Here is a 14,595-nt window from a genome sequence, read left to right as displayed (position 1 = left end):
GGACTGATCTTGGACACTGATCAGAGGAGTCTCCCTACTTCCCCCTCTCCGGGGGAGACCCCCACTTGCGCAGAGCGACTTCGTGTCGCACCGAACGAGGCGAAGTACCGGCCGGCCGCGTCCTTGATCACCGTCACCGACGAGGGCTCCGACGGCAGCGAACGCGACCAGCGCACCACCACCTCACCGATCTTCGGCAGCCGCAACCTCCCGCCCGCCGTGACCGCGAACCGGGCGTTGCGGGTGAACCGGATCGCCTGGCGGTTGTCCTTACGCGACCGGAACCGGGGCAAGCCGACCTTCGGCCCCTGGCGCTTGCCGGTGATGGAGGCGAAGAAGTTGCGGTAGGCGGTGTTCAGGTCGGCCAAAGCCTGCTGCAACACCACCGCCGACACCTCGCCCAGCCAGGCGCGCTCCGGCGCCGCCTTCGCGGCGCTCAGACGCTGGGACAACTCCCCGTCGGACAGGTAGGCCAGGCCCGCCCGGTGGGCGTCGGTGCGGGCGCGCAGCCCGTCGTTGAACACCACCCGTGCGCACCCGAACGCTCGCGCCAGCGCCTGGCGCTGAGCGGCGTCGGGGTAGAGCCGGTACCGGTATCGAAGCTGCACGGCACCGATGGTTCCATGACGGAACGCATAAGTGTTCGACAACTTTGCGACAACCTGGGGTACCGGATCGGCGTCGCCCCCTTCGCCGGCAAACCCACCATTGTGGAGCGACACGGGCAACCACGCGCCGCGCTCGTCTCCTACGCCTGGTGGGCCGAGCGGCACGACCAGGAAGGTCAGGGCACGCTCGCGCCCTGGCGGGCACTCCCGCACGGGCCTTCACCCCGGTCTGAAGACCGGAGCACTGGCCCGCACTCTGGTAGCGCAACACCAGCACCACCCGCTGCTTGCGGGGCAACCCGGCCAGCGCCTCCTCCAGCGCCCGCTCGTCCTCGCCGGGCGGCGTGTCGTGGTACCCGTGCTCCGGTGGGTCCCAGGCGAGCAGCTCGCGCCGTCGTAGTCGCCAGGTCGCCGTGTGGAGTCTGGCCATGGTGGTACGCACGTAACTTTCCGGGTTGTCCTTGGCGCGCAGTCTCGGCCAGGCGGCGCGTAGCCTCAGCAGCGCCTCCTGTACCAGGTCGGCCGCGTCGTGCGGGTTCCCGGCCAGGACGTAGCCGTAACGCAACAGTGCGTCACCGCGCTCGGCGACGAACCCGGCGAACCGGGGATCTGCTTCCAACTGCCCTCGCCTTTCGTCGTCCCATCACCTCTCAGATGGATTGACCGGGCGAACTGTTGCATCGTCCGCGGAAAGGCGCGGAATTCTCTCCTGGCGGGGGCGGTCGTCGGAAGGGCCTGTCCATGCTGGGCCAGTCTCGGAAAGTACTTGACGATCTGGAAAGTAGAAAGTACTTTCCAGATAGGAAAGAGCGAAGGAGTGGGCATGGAAATCTCCCCGGAAGAGGCTGCGCGGACGCTGGACCAGGTCCACGAGACGCGGCGCAGGGCCCTGCGCGCCGCGCCGCCGATGTTCCCCGCCTGGTATCCCGTGGCGGTCTGGGTCTTCGTCGCCGGAATACAGTTCGTCACCGAGGTTCCGCCAGCCTGGTGGATCTGGATCGCGGTGCCGGTCCTGTCGGCCGGTCTCGCCGTCGCCGTCCTCAAGTTCGTGACAGACGTCAGGAACGCGAACATGCGCCTGCACTCCTCCGTGGTGGACCCGTGGGCGTGGATCGGTTTCACCGGCTGGCTGGTCGCCACCGGTTTCGGGGCCGCCCTGATGGCGTTGTGGTTCACGGAACTGGGCCTCACCTACCCGCGTACGCTCATGGGTGTGATCATGACTGTGGTCGCGGCGATCACCACGCCTCTTCTGGCCCGCTGGATGTCCGGGCGGGCCGTCCGCCGGGCGGAGACGGTGACGCGATGACGCCGCGACTCGACCCGGCGATCCACGCGCCGACCCGGTTGGGGATCGTCTCGCTGCTGGCCGCCGCCGACGAGGCGGAGTTCGCCTTCGTCCGCGACAACCTGGGCGTCAGCGACTCGGTGCTGTCCAAGCACGCGAGCGCCCTGGAGGCGGCCGGTTACGTGAAGATCCGCAAGGGGTACGTCGGCAAACGCCCGAGGACATGGTTCAGCCTCACCCGGGAGGGGCGCGCGGCCTACACCGGCCACGTCGCCGCGCTTCAGGCCATCGTCGCCCAGTCCGGCCTCTCGGTCCTCCCCAACTGAGACGGAACAACCAGGACGAAACTCCCGCCGGGCCGTTCCGGGTGGCCGGAGTCGCCACTCGGAGCCGGTCCTCGGGTCCTCGGGGGAACCCGGACCGTCTCCTCGCCTGGCGGGGTTCTAAATTTGCATCGTTCGTTAACTTGAACTCTTCGTGTTTGTGGCGCTAGATTTGGCCCCATGACCGCACCTGGCACTCCGACCACCGCAGATGAGCTGCGCGGGGTGGGCCTGCGGGTGACGGCCGCGCGGGTGGCCCTGCTCGAGACCGTCCGGGACGGCAACCACCTCGGAGTCGAGGCGATCGCCTCCGGAGTGCGCGATCGGGTGGGCCACATCTCACTCCAGGCCGTGTACGAGGCCCTCCAGGCGCTCACCGCGGCCGGGCTCTTACGCCGCATCGAGCCTGCCGGCAGTCCGGCCAGGTTCGAGGGGCGTGTCGGCGACAACCACCATCACATCGTGTGCAGGTCGTGCGGTGTCGTCGCCGACGTCGACTGCGTGGTCGGTGAGGCGCCCTGCCTGACCGCGTCCGACGACCACGGCTTCTCGATCGACGAGGCCGAGGTCATCTTCTGGGGCCTGTGCCCCGGCTGTTCCACCCCTCGCGGCTCCTGAGCGCCGCGACTCCCTGAAACAGAAGATCCAGAAGGATTCCATGTCTGAGAACCATGATGCAATCGTCACGGACGCGAAGGCGGAGGGCGAAGGTGGCTGCCCGGTCGCGCACGAGCGCGCCCCGCACCCGACTCAGGGCGGCGGAAACCGCCAGTGGTGGTCGGACCGGCTCAACCTGAAGATCCTCGCCAAGAACCCCGCCGTGGCCAACCCCCTCGGCGAGGAGTTCGACTACGCCGAGGCGTTCAAGGGCCTCGACCTCGCGGCCGTGAAGCGGGACATCGCGCAGGTGCTGACCACCTCGCAGGACTGGTGGCCGGCCGACTACGGTCACTACGGCCCGTTCATCATCCGGATGGCCTGGCACAGCGCGGGCACCTACCGGATCAGCGACGGCCGCGGCGGCGCCGGTGCCGGTCAGCAGCGTTTCGCCCCCCTCAACAGCTGGCCCGACAACGCCAACCTCGACAAGGCCCGCCGCCTGCTGTGGCCGGTCAAGAAGAAGTACGGCCAGGCGCTCTCGTGGGCCGACCTTCTCGTTCTGTCCGGCAACGTCGCCCTGGAGTCGATGGGCTTCGAGACCTTCGGTTTCGCCGGCGGTCGTGCGGACGTCTGGGAGCCCGAGGAGGACGTCTACTGGGGTCCGGAGACCACCTGGCTCGACGACCAGCGCTACACCGGTGACCGGGAGCTCGAAAGCCCCCTCGGCGCGGTCCAGATGGGTCTCATCTACGTCAACCCCGAGGGCCCGAACGGCAACCCGGACCCGCTCGCCTCGGCCCGCGACATCCGCGAGACGTTCCGCAGGATGGCGATGAACGACGAGGAGACGGTCGCCCTGATCGCGGGCGGTCACACCTTCGGCAAGACCCACGGCGCGGGTCCGGCCGACCACGTCGGCGCCGACCCGGAGGCCGCCTCGATCGAGGAGCAGGGCCTGGGCTGGAACAACACCTACGGCACCGGCAAGGGTGGCGACACGATCACCAGCGGTCTCGAGGGTGCGTGGACGAACACCCCGGTGACGTGGGACAACAGCTTCTTCGAGATCCTCTACGGCTACGAGTGGGAGCTGAGCAAGAGCCCCGCGGGCGCGCACCAGTGGAAGCCCAAGGACGGCGCCGGTGCCGGTACGGTCCCCGACGCCCACGACCCGTCGAAGAGCCACGCCCCGACGATGCTCACGACCGACCTCGCGCTGCGGGTGGACCCGGTCTACGACCAGATCTCGCGGCGCTTCCTGGAGAACCCCGCCGCGTTCGCGGACGCCTTCGCCCGGGCGTGGTTCAAGCTGACCCACCGCGACATGGGCCCGGTCGTGCGCTACCTCGGCCCGGAGGTCCCGTCCGAGACGCTGCTGTGGCAGGACCCCCTGCCCACCGCGACGTACCAGCCGATCGACGCCGATGACGTCGCCTTCCTCAAGAGCAAGATCCTCGCCTCCGGGCTGCCGGTCTCCCAGCTGGTGTCGGCCGCGTGGGCGTCGGCCTTCTCCTTCCGCGGCAGCGACAAGCGCGGCGGCGCCAACGGCGCACGCGTCCGCCTCGAGCCGCAGAAGGGGTGGGAGGTGAACGACCCCGACCAGCTGGCCACCGTGCTGCGCGCCCTGGAGGAGATCCAGGAGGCGTTCAACGCCGTGCGGAGCGGGGGCAAGCAGGTCTCGATCGCCGACCTGATCGTGCTCGCCGGCAGCGCCGCCGTCGAGCGGGCCGCCAAGGACGCGGGCTTCGACATCGAGGTCCCCTTCACGCCGGGCCGGGTGGACGCCTCGCAGGAGCAGACCGACGTGGAGTCGTTCGCCGCGCTCGAGCCGACCTCCGACGGGTTCCGCAACTACCTCGGCAAGGGCAACCGCTTGCCCGCCGAGTACCTTCTGATCGACCGGGCGAACCTGCTCACCCTGAGCGCCCCCGAGATGACGGTCCTCGTCGGTGGCCTGCGCGTCCTGGGCGCCAACCACGGGCAGTCCTCGCTCGGCGTCCTCACCACGACCCCCGGGGTCCTGACCAACGACTTCTTCGTCAACCTGCTCGACCTGGGCACGAGGTGGAAGGCGACGTCGGAGGACGAGAGCACGTTCGAGGGCCGCGACCTCGCCACGGGCGAGGTCAAGTGGACCGGCAGCCGCGCCGACCTCGTCTTCGGGTCGAACTCCGAGCTGCGCGCGCTCGCGGAGGTCTACGCGAGCGACGACGCGAAGGAGAAGTTCGTGAAGGACTTCGTCGCCGCGTGGGTCAAGGTGATGAACCTCGACCGGTTCGACCTCGCCTGAGTGAGCTGTTCGGCGCGTCCGGGCCGGCCCACGCCGGTCGGCCCGGACGCGCCTTTCACCTGCCGGACGCACGTCCGGCAGGGTGTCACGGTCATCACCGGTCGCCGGTCCCGCCGGGAGCGGCCGTCCGGTTCCGCAGGAGCACGTTGCCCGAGATCCTGGACTCGCACAGCCTCTCCGCCTCCGGGGTGCCGGCCACGACGGTGAAGCCGGTCGGCGCGAGCCGCAGCTCCATCACCGCGGCCCGTTCGGCGACGGGCAGCGCCGCGTAGCGGGCGAGCAGCTCCTCGTCGTCGAACAGGTCGGCGTCCGACAGGAACACCGGTGAGGCGGGGTGGCGACGGCCCAGGTCCAGGATCTTGCCGCCGCCGTCCCAGTTGACGCCGTTCAGCGCGACCCAGCCGATACCGTCGAGGCCCTCGAACAGGCGGGCCGCGTCACCGAAGCGGTGGGTGCGCATGACCGGGTGCAGGTAGGCGTCGGCGTCCAGCACGTCCTGGTCGCGTGGGTCGGCGCCGGGCGCGGTGCCCGTGCCGTAGCGGCCCGCGGAGCGGCCGAGGCCCAGCCGGTGCACCACCGACAGGCCCTCCTCGCCGGTGTCGCCGCCCGACAGCAGCCGCACCAGCTCGCGGTCGATCAGCCGCTGGTGCTCGCCGAAGCTGTGGAACAGCCACAGGTACATCAGCCCGCCGGGCGACAGCCGCTCGGCGAGCCAGGCCAGGCCCGCGCGGGGGTCGTCCAGGCAGTGCAGCACCCCGGTCATCACGATCAGGTCGTAGGGGCCCTCGAACCCCTCCCCGCCGATGGCGCCGCGCACCAGCTCCACGTTGGTCAGCCCGTTGCGTTCGCGCAGTTCCTCGGCGACGTCGAGTGACGACTGCGACAGGTCCATGCCGGTGAAGTGCGCCCGGGGATACTGCGAGGCGAGCCCGAGCAGCTGGTGCCCGGTGCCGCACCCGGCGTCCAGCACCCGCTTGCCCGCCAGGGTCTTGTCCCTGGCGACCATGCCGATGCCGAGCGCCAGGTCCAGGATCAGGTCGTCGCCGACGGTCAGCGACGGGCACGGGTAGCGTTCGTACAGCTCCCTGACCTGCTCGACGGCGCTCATGGGGTGTCGATCTCCTCGTACGGGATCTCCTCGACCCTGCGGGCGAAGACCCAGTGATGGCCCTCCAGGTCCTCGGTGGTGTAGTTGCGGTCACCGTAGAAACGCGTGTCCGGCTTGTCGCGGATCACCGCTCCCGCGGCCTTCGCGCGCTCGTAGTGTTCGTCCACGTCGTCCACGAACACGTACAGGCTCTGGCGCAGCTCGCCCTCGCCCTGCGGCTCGTGCCTGCGGCCGTCACCCGTTCCGGCGAGCTGCACGACCCCCTCGCCGAACGACAGCTCGGCGTGGACGACGGACCCGTCGTCGTCGTTCAGCACCTTGCGCTTTTCGAATCCGAACGCCTCGATGAGCCATTCGATGGCTTTCTCGACATCGGAGTAGAAGATGACGGGGGTGATTCTCGGCATTCCGTCGGGTGGGGTGAGCAATTTCCTCATCTCCTTCGATCGACGACCATGGAAACGTAACGGGACGCTACCCCGCATCCCGCCGGCGAGACGTGCCGGCGTTCACGGGATCGGTGTTCTGCTCGGAAGTTGCGCCGCCAAACGCCCCGTTGGTCTTTCACGTGTTCGGCGGGTCTTTCCGGTGCTCCACTCCCGAACGTACGGCGAGTTCCCTCAGGTGTTCGGCAGGCGCAGGCCGCCGTCCAGGCGGACGACGGCGGCGTTGAGGTAACCCAGTTCGCATACGGCGCGGACCGCTCGCGCGAACTCCGCGGGGGTTCCCGGCCGGGGCGGGAAGGCGATCTGCCGCAGCAGCGGGCGCCGGAACTCCGGCGGGATCGCCGCGAGCAGCGGGGTGTCGAACAGGCCCGGTGACAGCGCGCACACCCGCACGCCGACGGAGGCGAGGTCGCGGGCGGCCGGCAGGGTGAGCGCCGCGACCGCGCCCTTGGAGGCGGCGTAGGCGACCTGGCCCGCCTGGCCGTCCTCGGCGGCGGCCGAGGAGGTGTTGACGACCACGCCACGCTCGCCGTCCTCCAGCGGCTCGGTCGCGGCCATCGCGGCGGCGGCCAGACGCATCACGTTGAAGGTGCCGACCACGTTGACCGCGAGCGCCCGCTCGAAGGTCTCCAGGTCGTGCGGGCGGCCGTCCAGCCCGACCGTACGGGCGGCGGGCGCGATTCCCGCGCAGCTCACCGCCACCCGCAGCGGTCCCGCGACCTCGGTGGCCGTCCGCACGGCGCGCTCGACCGAGCCCGCGTCGGTCACGTCGGTCTCCACGAACGTGCCGCCCACCTCGTCGGCCACCGGGCCCGCTGCGGCGGCCTCCAGGTCGGCCACGACCACGTGCGCTCCGGCCTTGGCGAGCTCGCGCGCGGTGGCGGCGCCGAGCCCTCCGCCGCCCCCGGAGACCAGCGCCGTCACACCCTGCAGCTCCATATCCGCTTCGCCGCCTTTTCGCAATAGAGGGTAAATGCTCTCGCTTATCAAGACATATCCTGACGCAAAATTCTGCATTCACGCTGCACCCCACAGACGTGAGGACACCATTCACATGACGATTTCCAAGAGCGCGGACAATGTGCACGACCTGATCGCCCGCCGCAGGCGCGAGCGAGATCGCATCCCGCGACACGCCGTGCCCGATTCGGGGGTGCCGGTCTCCTCCACCCAGGAGCGCATCTGGTTCGGCGAGATGTTCAACCCGGGTTTCGGGTTCTACCACGTGCCCGCCACGCTGCGGCTGCGCGGCCCCCTTGACGTTCAAGCCCTCGACCGGGCGCTGTGCGAGGTGATCAGGCGGCACGAGATCCTGCGCTCCACCGTCGCGGAGGTCGACGGCATGCCCGTGCAGCGCGTCGGTGACGCGCCCGCGAGCGTGCTGCGCTCCGTCGACCTGGGTGACGAGCCGGACGCCGAGGCCGAGGCCGCGCGGATGGCCGCCGACGACATCCTCGCCCCGTTCGACCTGCGCCACGGGCCGCTCTGGCGGGCGCTGCTGCTGCGGCTGGGCCCCGACGACCACGTGCTCGTGCTCACCTTCCACCACATCGTCTTCGACGACCCGTCCTTCGGGATCGTCGGGCGCGAGGTCGAGGCCCTCTACACCGGGGCCGTCGGCGGGGCGACCGGCACCGGAGCCGGTACCGGTTCCGGCGAACCGGTGAGCCTGCCGGACCTTGACCTGCAGTACACCGACTTCTCCCTCTGGCAGCGCGAACGGCTGCGCACCGAGGACGTGCGCTCACGCCTGGTCGACTACTGGCGGCGCACCCTGGACGGCGTACCCCGCCTGCTCGACCTGCCCTCCGACCGGCCCCGGCCGCCGCACCGGCGCCGCGCGGGCCGCTTCCACCGCTCCCGGCTGCCGGGCGACGCCGTCGCCTCCGTGCGCGCGGTGGCACGTGAGGAGGGCACCACCCCGTTCACCGTGCTGCTCGCCGCCTACGGCGTGCTGCTGTCGCGCTACGCGGGCCAGGCCGACATCGTCACCGCCGTACCCGCCGCCGGGCGCATCCGGCCCGAACTCGAAGCGCTCGTCGGATGCTTCATCAACATCATCTGCCTGCGCCTCGACCTGCGCGGGGAGCCCACCTTCCGCGAACTGCTGCGCCGCGTGCGTCACGCCTCCGTCGAGGGACACGACCACGAGGAGATGCCCTTCGAGGAACTGGTGCGCGAGCTGCACCCGCAGCGGCCCCAGAGCCACACGCCGCTGTTCCAGGCGGGGCTCGGGGTGCGCGACAACGACGGCGTCTTCCTGAACCTGCCGGGCGTGCGGGCCTCGGAGTTCGTCCCCGACGTCGAGGTGTCGCACTTCGACCTGATGGTGGACTTCAGCGTCGACGGCGACGGCATGGCCGGCCTGTGGGGCTACAACGACGACCTGTTCGACCCCGCCACGGTCGAGGTCCTCGCCGAGCAGTTCGAGCTCCTGGTCGCCGGAGCCTGCGCCCACCCGGACCTGCCGGTCGGTGACCTCTCCCTTCCTCCCGCGCCCCGGCCCGCGGAGCCAGGGACCGGCGCCGAGGGACCGGCCGCCGTCCTCGCCGAGCGGGTGCGGCTCACCCCCGACGCGCCCGCCGTCACCACCCACGCGGGCACGCCTTCCACCGGCACCGCCACGGGCACTTCCACAGGCACCGCCACGGGCACGTCTTCCACGGGCGCCCCCTCCGCCGTCACGCTGACCTACGCCGAGCTCGACGCCCGCGCCGAGAACCTCGCGCCCGCTGTACGCAGGGGAGCAGGCCCCCCGGCCGCCGACAGTCCTGATCCGGCCGTCTGGCGATACGCCCACCTCAAGGCGGACGTCCTCGACGGCCGTACGGAGGGAGCGGGCGCCGCACCGATCGCCGACCTCGCCTCGCGGATCGGCCTGGGCGTCGCCGACACCGTGCTCACCTTCGCCCCGCCCACGTCCGGCGCGTTCGCCGACGCCGTGCTGCTCGCGCTCCTGCACGGCGCGCACCTGGTGACCGCGCCCCCCGAGGCCGCCCGCGACGCCGGACGGCTGAGGGACCTGGTCGCGGACGCCACCGTGGTGCACGCCCCGTCCGCCGCGTGGCGGCTGCTGCTCCGTGAGGGCCTGCCCGCCGACCGCCCGTTCACCGCGCTCTGCGACGCGGCCACGACCCCGCCCGCCCTCGCGCGGGAACTGGCCGCCGCGATTCCCACCTGGACCCTGTACGGCGAGCACTGGGCCGCGGCCCACCGGGTCGACCCGCTCGCGGAACCCCGCAGGGGCGTCCAGCTCGGAGCGCCCCTCGCCGGTACGCCGATCGAGATCGCCGACCGGACCGGGCGCCCCGGCGCGGTCGGCGTTCCCGGCGAGATCCACGTCGGCGGCACCGCCACCGGCGACCGCGGCCGCGTTCTCCCCGACGGCTCGCTGGAACTGCTCGGCCGCTTCGACCGGATGTTCACCGTCGGCGGGTTCCGGGTGGACACCGACGAGCTGGCCCGCTCCCTGGCGGGGCGGCCCGGCGTCGCCGAGGCCGCCGTCGACGTGCGCCACGACCGGCTCGCCGCGTACGTGACGGGGGAGGGGATCGACCTCACGGACCTCACCGGGCTCACCGCCCACCTGCCCGAATACCAGCTCCCCGGCTCCGTCACCGTCCTGGACTTCCTGCCCAGGACCGCCGAGGGCCACATCGCCCATGAGGAGCTGCCCAGCCCCGAGGCCCCCGGCGAAGAGGGCGGGCACGTACCGATCCAGGGCGGCACCGAGGAGACCGTCGCCGGGATCTGGCGCGAGCTGCTCGGCGTGGAGGAGATCGGCGCCTCCGACGGCTTCCTCGACCTCGGCGGCCACTCGCTCACCCTGGCCAGGCTGAGCCTGCGCTACGAGGTGGCGTTCGGCGTCGAGGTGGAGCTGCCCGACCTGTTGCGTCACGCGACCGTCCGCGAACAGGCGGCGCTCCTCGACGAGCGCCGCGCGCAAGCCGGCCTCGCGGGAGAGGAGGCGGCGTCATGACCTCGGTAGCCGCCAAGCCGTCACCGGACACGATCGAGGGCCCGCCGAGGACGCGGCTGGAATCGCTCACCGGGCTGCGGTGGTTCGCCGCGTTCGGCGTTTTCTTCAGCCACGTCGCGATCCTGCTGCCCCTGCCCTACCTCAACGAACTGTTCGTCCTCGGCACGGCCGGGGTGACGTTCTTCTTCGTCCTGTCCGGCTACGTCCTCACCTGGACGTTCTTCGACAGGGACACCGCGCCGAAGTTCTACTGGCGCCGTTTCGCCAGGATCTGGCCCTCGCTCCTCATCACCACCGTCGCGGCGGTCGCGCTGCTCGTCGGGGGCCAGCTCTGGCCCACCGAGGGCGGCACGGCGCTGGTGTGGTGGACGGTCGCGACACTGCTCATGGTGCAGGCGTGGTTCCCCGCGTCGTTCCAGAGCGACGCCGTGCCGCACACCGTCTCCTGGTCGCTGTCGTGCGAGGCGTTCTTCTACGCGGTCTTCCCGTTCGTGGTGCGCCCGATCGTGCGGCGCACCCTGCGTCAGATGGTGATGATCGCCGCCGCGCTCATCGCGATCAGCATCGGCACGCGCGTGTGGCTCTGGCTGGCCAACCCGCAGCTCACCGCGGAGAACTGGTTCACCTCCGACCTGTACTACTTCGCCACCCACTCGCCGATCTCCCGGGTCAGCGAGTTCGTGCTGGGCATCGTGATCGCCGCCGCCGTACGCCGGGGCTGGCGCAGCCCGATCGGGTTGCGCACGGCGACCGCGATCACGGTCGGCTACTTCGCGCTGCTGTGGGCGTGGTCCTGGTCAGGGGTGTGGCCGACCGCGCTCGCCGAGACCACCAACCGGGGCAGCATCGTGGTGTTCGCACTGCTCATCGCGGCGGCGGCGACCAACGACCTGGCCGGGCGGCGCAGCCTGCTCAGCTCACGCCCGCTGGTGGCGCTCGGCCAGTGGTCCTACGCCTTCTATCTCGTCCACTTCCTGGTGCTCTTCCCCATCGCCAAGCACGCCTTCGGGCGGCAGTCGCTCTACGACTTCCCCGAGCCCACCTGGGCGCACCTGCCGTACGCGTTGGCGGGGCTGGTCGTCAGCGTGCTGCTGTCGTGGGGGCTGTACCGGCTGTACGAGTATCCGATCGAGAAGCGGCTGCGGGCCATGCTGCGCCGCGAGCCCAAGGCCGCCACCCCGGCACCGGGCGCGGAACCCTCGATGTGACGCGAGGGGGCACACCGCCGTCCCGCGCCTGCGGGCCTGCCCATGACGGGCCGTCGGCGGGTCACACCGGGACGTCGACGCCGCGAGGAGCGTCCTCGCGGCGGGGCAGGAGCGGGACGGCGGCGAGGACGACCACGATCACGGCGAAGGCGAACAGGAAGACGCCGTGGAAGCCGGTGATCACGTCGTCCGCGGTCTGCAGGATGAGCGTGACGACGGCGACGCCGATCGCGGCGCCGAGCTGGTTGAGCATGTAGAGCACCGAGCTGCCCTGCGCCACCAGCGGAGCGGGCAGCGTCCGGTACAGCGATCCCATCGTGGCCGCGCTGAAGAAGCCCGTGCCCAGGCCCATGGTGAAGGCGGCCAGTGCGGGCCATACCTCGGGGGTCTGCGCTCCGACCCGGGTGAGGGCCAGCGCGCCGAGGGCGGCCACGAGCGCGCCGGCGCAGGCCGGCCCGCGTGCGCCGATCCGGTCCGACAGCCGTCCGGCCAGAAGAACCCGACGCACCTCACCCGGTCGCAGAACTATCCGGCGTAGGGGTTGCCGCCGAGCCAAGTGGTGCCGTCGATCAGTTCGCGCACCGCGTCCAAGTGGCCGCCGTGGCAGGCGACTTCGGTGAGCACGTGGATCAGGATGTGCCGCACGTCAGGCAGCTGCCAGGTCGGCCAGATCTCCACGGGCCAGGCGGCGGGCTCCTGTTCGGGCGCGGCGGCGGCGAGCACTGCGTCTGCACGCGCGATGGCCGCCCGGTAGTCGGCGAAGACCTCGTCGATGGTCATCCCCTCGGGTACGTACCAGTGCGCCTCCGCGCCTGCCGCGAGCTGTCCGGCCACATCCTGTTCGCCCGCGATCACCCCGGGGAACCAGAAGCGTTCGACATCCAGAGTGAGGTGGCGCAGCAGTGCCAGGCAGCTCCAGCCGCTGGGCAGCACCGGCCGCCGCAGATCCTCCTCCGAGAGCCCTTCCAGGACCCCGAGGACATGCTCGCGCTGACGGTCCAGGGCTCCCTTGAGGGCGTCGAGTTCGGTGTTCACCGGGCGGCGCACAGTTCGGCGAGGCGTTCCAGGGTGCTCGCCATCTGCGTCTGCCACCAGGCGCGCCCGCTGTCCACTTCCGCGCGTTTGTCCTCCGGCATGCGCGAACCGTCGAAGGTCTCGGTCACGACCGTCGCCCCGGCTCCGTCCGGGAGCAGATCGAAGATCCACCGGTGGCCCCACGCGGCCCCGAGCGCGGTGGCGTCCGGGTGCCCGCGACCGGGCCTCGGCTCCCAGCCGAGGCGACGGTCCGGCTCGTACTCGACGACGTGGTTGTTCATCTCATAGTCGCCGTATCGCTCGTAATGCATCCGCATCACAAAGACGTCCCCGACGCCCGAGACCACGGCGTCGGAGATGCCACCGCGCAGCATCCCCGAGCCGTCGAGGTCCGGGTGCCGTCCGGGGTCGGCCAGGATCCGGAAGATCTCCTCCGCCGAGGCTCCGATGCGCCGGGACACCACCACGGGCTCGCCTGTCGTACTCGTCATCCGCGTACCTCCGTTAACCGCAGAGCATGAACCCGACTCCGGCCCGGACGCTACACCGGGGGTACGACAACGCCTCGCCGAGGACGTTCCACATGCCGTCGGTTGGCGATCAAGGCCTGACCCAGCCACCCGGCGAACCTATGAGGTCACAGCACTAGATGCAATGAGCCCGCACCGCTGACTGCCACGACCCGCGATAAGCGACCTTGCTCTCCAACCGCCCGTTCTCCCACGTCCACACCGTACTGATCCGCGCCCCCTGATCCTCATACACCGCCATGGCCAGGACCTCCGGCACCGCCGAGGCTTTCCCGCCCCACTCCTTCAATTGCGGCCAGTTCACCAGCCATTCCTGCACATCACTCTTGGGGGCGCGGCCCGGGGTGATCGAACCGGTCTTGATCGTTGTGACCACGTACGGTCTCACCGGCCACCGCACCCCCGACTCCGCCGCACGCTCATGCACCACCCCTTCAACCAGACGGCCCGGCCACCGGCGCTCTTTCTCCGCCCACGCCCTCTCCTGCTCTCGTAGCCTTTTCTCTTCCCGCCGCTTGATCCGTGCGAGTACCGCGCGCTCCTGCCCGCGCCACCCGACGCCGTATTTCGCCACGCTTCTGATCGACCCGATCACGACGACCACGAACAAGACCCACATGGCGGCCTCATACGCCGCTACGAACACCGGTACCTCCCTTCCTGCGAGCGCCGGCTGTTCTAGCTGCGCCAGTGGCGGTAAACACTGGACTGCTGCTCCTCCCGCACCCGCCGCGCCTGACGATCCGCCAGCACCTCCCGCGCGTCCTCATCCGACAGCCCGCGTGTTTTCCGCCACTCCCGATCTCGCCACCACTCCACCGATTCATGAACCAATCTGACGAGCACCATCAGCCCGAAGATCGCGAAGATCGCCCACTGGAACCAGCTGATTCCCGCTATGAACCCGTCGAAGTCGAAACCCACCCGCTACCTTCCCGTCGAAATTACGTGCGCTCATGTCTACCGGTTTAGTGCGATCTTTTCATTGGATGGTCAGAACTTTCTCCGGCTTCAAACGCCTGTGCGGGAAAATATCTTCAAGTCGTACAGGGATGGATCCTCCCTGTAGTGTCAATTCGCGCTCCCCTGCTCGGCGGCGCTTGCGAATTGACCAACGGAGAACTTCTATTCCCCGTTCCGCTCACGGCAGACAGACGCCCAGCACGCGCCCGTTACGGAC

At 70.4% G+C, this 14,595-nt stretch carries 15 protein-coding genes and 1 pseudogene; 6 read left to right on the top strand and 10 right to left on the bottom strand.

All coding sequences use genetic code 11. The features are described from left to right. Nucleotides 1–20: 20 nt before the first annotated feature. Together AB0B90_RS38560 and AB0B90_RS38555 are read right to left on the bottom strand one after the other, a co-directional pair. The gene (locus tag AB0B90_RS38560) at nt 21–608 is read right to left on the bottom strand and encodes a transposase (RefSeq protein ID WP_362926848.1); all 588 of its coding nucleotides are present in this window, start codon (nt 606–608) and stop codon (nt 21–23) included. A 400-nt stretch (nt 609–1,008) separates the two neighbouring features. Beyond that, nucleotides 1,009–1,227: pseudogene (locus AB0B90_RS38555) on the bottom strand (sigma factor); the annotation flags it as partial. 204 nt (nt 1,228–1,431) lie between these two features. Between AB0B90_RS38555 and AB0B90_RS38550 the strand changes: the two are divergent. From AB0B90_RS38550 to katG, 4 genes are all read left to right on the top strand, one after another. Continuing rightward, nucleotides 1,432–1,917 (top strand): hypothetical protein, encoded by a 486-nt coding sequence (locus AB0B90_RS38550; protein WP_350949428.1) that lies wholly within the window; start codon nt 1,432–1,434, stop codon nt 1,915–1,917. Then, a complete protein-coding gene (locus AB0B90_RS38545; protein WP_350949427.1) occupies nt 1,914–2,222 on the top strand; it encodes a transcriptional regulator in 309 nt (102 codons plus the stop codon). The genes AB0B90_RS38550 and AB0B90_RS38545 overlap by 4 nt, the downstream gene beginning before the upstream one ends. A 177-nt stretch (nt 2,223–2,399) precedes the next feature. Beyond that, complete coding sequence (locus AB0B90_RS38540; RefSeq protein WP_350949426.1) at nt 2,400–2,837, top strand: Fur family transcriptional regulator; 438 nt, start codon at nt 2,400–2,402, stop codon at nt 2,835–2,837. 40 nt (nt 2,838–2,877) lie between these two features. Beyond that, nucleotides 2,878–5,109 carry a catalase/peroxidase HPI gene (gene katG / locus AB0B90_RS38535; RefSeq protein WP_350949425.1) on the top strand — a complete coding sequence of 744 codons (2,232 nt, stop codon included), beginning with the start codon at nt 2,878–2,880 and terminating at the stop codon, nt 5,107–5,109. 94 nt (nt 5,110–5,203) lie between these two features. On the opposite strand, the gene AB0B90_RS38530 is transcribed toward katG, so the two are convergent. From AB0B90_RS38530 to AB0B90_RS38520, 3 genes are all read right to left on the bottom strand, one after another. Then, nucleotides 5,204–6,217 carry a class I SAM-dependent methyltransferase gene (locus tag AB0B90_RS38530; RefSeq protein WP_362926845.1) on the bottom strand — a complete coding sequence of 338 codons (1,014 nt, stop codon included), beginning with the start codon at nt 6,215–6,217 and terminating at the stop codon, nt 5,204–5,206. Then, entirely contained in the window at nt 6,214–6,654 is a 441-nt protein-coding gene (locus AB0B90_RS38525) for a VOC family protein (protein WP_362521081.1), read from the bottom strand. The genes AB0B90_RS38530 and AB0B90_RS38525 overlap by 4 nt, the downstream gene beginning before the upstream one ends. 183 nt (nt 6,655–6,837) lie before the next feature. Next, nucleotides 6,838–7,602, bottom strand: a complete 765-nt coding sequence (locus AB0B90_RS38520) for an SDR family NAD(P)-dependent oxidoreductase (protein ID WP_362926843.1) — start codon at nt 7,600–7,602, stop codon at nt 6,838–6,840. A 115-nt stretch (nt 7,603–7,717) separates the two neighbouring features. Here AB0B90_RS38520 and AB0B90_RS38515 point away from each other — a divergent pair, with 115 nt between their 5' ends. Further along, nucleotides 7,718–10,642 carry a condensation domain-containing protein gene (locus AB0B90_RS38515; protein WP_362926840.1) on the top strand — a complete coding sequence of 975 codons (2,925 nt, stop codon included), beginning with the start codon at nt 7,718–7,720 and terminating at the stop codon, nt 10,640–10,642. Then, nucleotides 10,639–11,850, top strand: coding sequence for an acyltransferase (locus AB0B90_RS38510; protein ID WP_362926838.1), 1,212 nt, complete (start codon nt 10,639–10,641; stop codon nt 11,848–11,850). The genes AB0B90_RS38515 and AB0B90_RS38510 overlap by 4 nt, the downstream gene beginning before the upstream one ends. A gap of 61 nt (nt 11,851–11,911) precedes the next feature. Here AB0B90_RS38510 and AB0B90_RS38505 read toward each other — a convergent pair whose 3' ends face one another. The 5 genes from AB0B90_RS38505 to AB0B90_RS38485 form a co-directional block, all read right to left on the bottom strand. Beyond that, nucleotides 11,912–12,358, bottom strand: coding sequence for an MFS transporter (locus AB0B90_RS38505; RefSeq protein ID WP_350949419.1), 447 nt, complete (start codon nt 12,356–12,358; stop codon nt 11,912–11,914). A gap of 17 nt (nt 12,359–12,375) precedes the next feature. Continuing rightward, on the bottom strand, nt 12,376–12,885 hold the full coding sequence (locus AB0B90_RS38500; protein WP_350949418.1) for a DinB family protein: 510 nt from the start codon (nt 12,883–12,885) through the stop codon (nt 12,376–12,378). Further along, on the bottom strand, nt 12,882–13,376 hold the full coding sequence (locus AB0B90_RS38495; protein WP_362926836.1) for an SRPBCC family protein: 495 nt from the start codon (nt 13,374–13,376) through the stop codon (nt 12,882–12,884). The genes AB0B90_RS38500 and AB0B90_RS38495 overlap by 4 nt, the downstream gene beginning before the upstream one ends. A gap of 154 nt (nt 13,377–13,530) precedes the next feature. Further along, a complete protein-coding gene (locus tag AB0B90_RS38490; protein WP_350949416.1) occupies nt 13,531–14,061 on the bottom strand; it encodes a hypothetical protein in 531 nt (176 codons plus the stop codon). Between the two features lie 32 nt (nt 14,062–14,093). Beyond that, the gene (locus tag AB0B90_RS38485; protein ID WP_350949415.1) at nt 14,094–14,339 is read right to left on the bottom strand and encodes a hypothetical protein; all 246 of its coding nucleotides are present in this window, start codon (nt 14,337–14,339) and stop codon (nt 14,094–14,096) included. Nucleotides 14,340–14,595: the final 256 nt, after the last annotated feature.

The sequence above is a fragment of the Streptosporangium sp. NPDC049078 genome, assembly GCF_040648855.1.
In the GTDB taxonomy this organism is placed as follows: Bacteria; Actinomycetota; Actinomycetes; order Streptosporangiales; family Streptosporangiaceae; genus Streptosporangium.
Note: the sequence above shows the minus strand (reverse complement) of the source record. Positions and strands in the feature narration are given on the sequence as shown.

Coding starts and splice junctions, on each gene's coding strand:
- AB0B90_RS38550 (WP_350949428.1), top strand. CDS start 1,432: ATGGAAATCTCCCCGGAAGAGGCTGCGCGGACGCTGGACCAGGTCCAC.
- AB0B90_RS38545 (WP_350949427.1), top strand. CDS start 1,914: ATGACGCCGCGACTCGACCCGGCGATCCACGCGCCGACCCGGTTGGGG.
- AB0B90_RS38540 (WP_350949426.1), top strand. CDS start 2,400: ATGACCGCACCTGGCACTCCGACCACCGCAGATGAGCTGCGCGGGGTG.
- katG (WP_350949425.1), top strand. CDS start 2,878: ATGTCTGAGAACCATGATGCAATCGTCACGGACGCGAAGGCGGAGGGC.
- AB0B90_RS38530 (WP_362926845.1), bottom strand. CDS start 6,217: ATGAGCGCCGTCGAGCAGGTCAGGGAGCTGTACGAACGCTACCCGTGC.
- AB0B90_RS38525 (WP_362521081.1), bottom strand. CDS start 6,654: ATGAGGAAATTGCTCACCCCACCCGACGGAATGCCGAGAATCACCCCC.
- AB0B90_RS38520 (WP_362926843.1), bottom strand. CDS start 7,602: ATGGAGCTGCAGGGTGTGACGGCGCTGGTCTCCGGGGGCGGCGGAGGG.
- AB0B90_RS38515 (WP_362926840.1), top strand. CDS start 7,718: ATGACGATTTCCAAGAGCGCGGACAATGTGCACGACCTGATCGCCCGC.
- AB0B90_RS38510 (WP_362926838.1), top strand. CDS start 10,639: ATGACCTCGGTAGCCGCCAAGCCGTCACCGGACACGATCGAGGGCCCG.
- AB0B90_RS38495 (WP_362926836.1), bottom strand. CDS start 13,376: ATGACGAGTACGACAGGCGAGCCCGTGGTGGTGTCCCGGCGCATCGGA.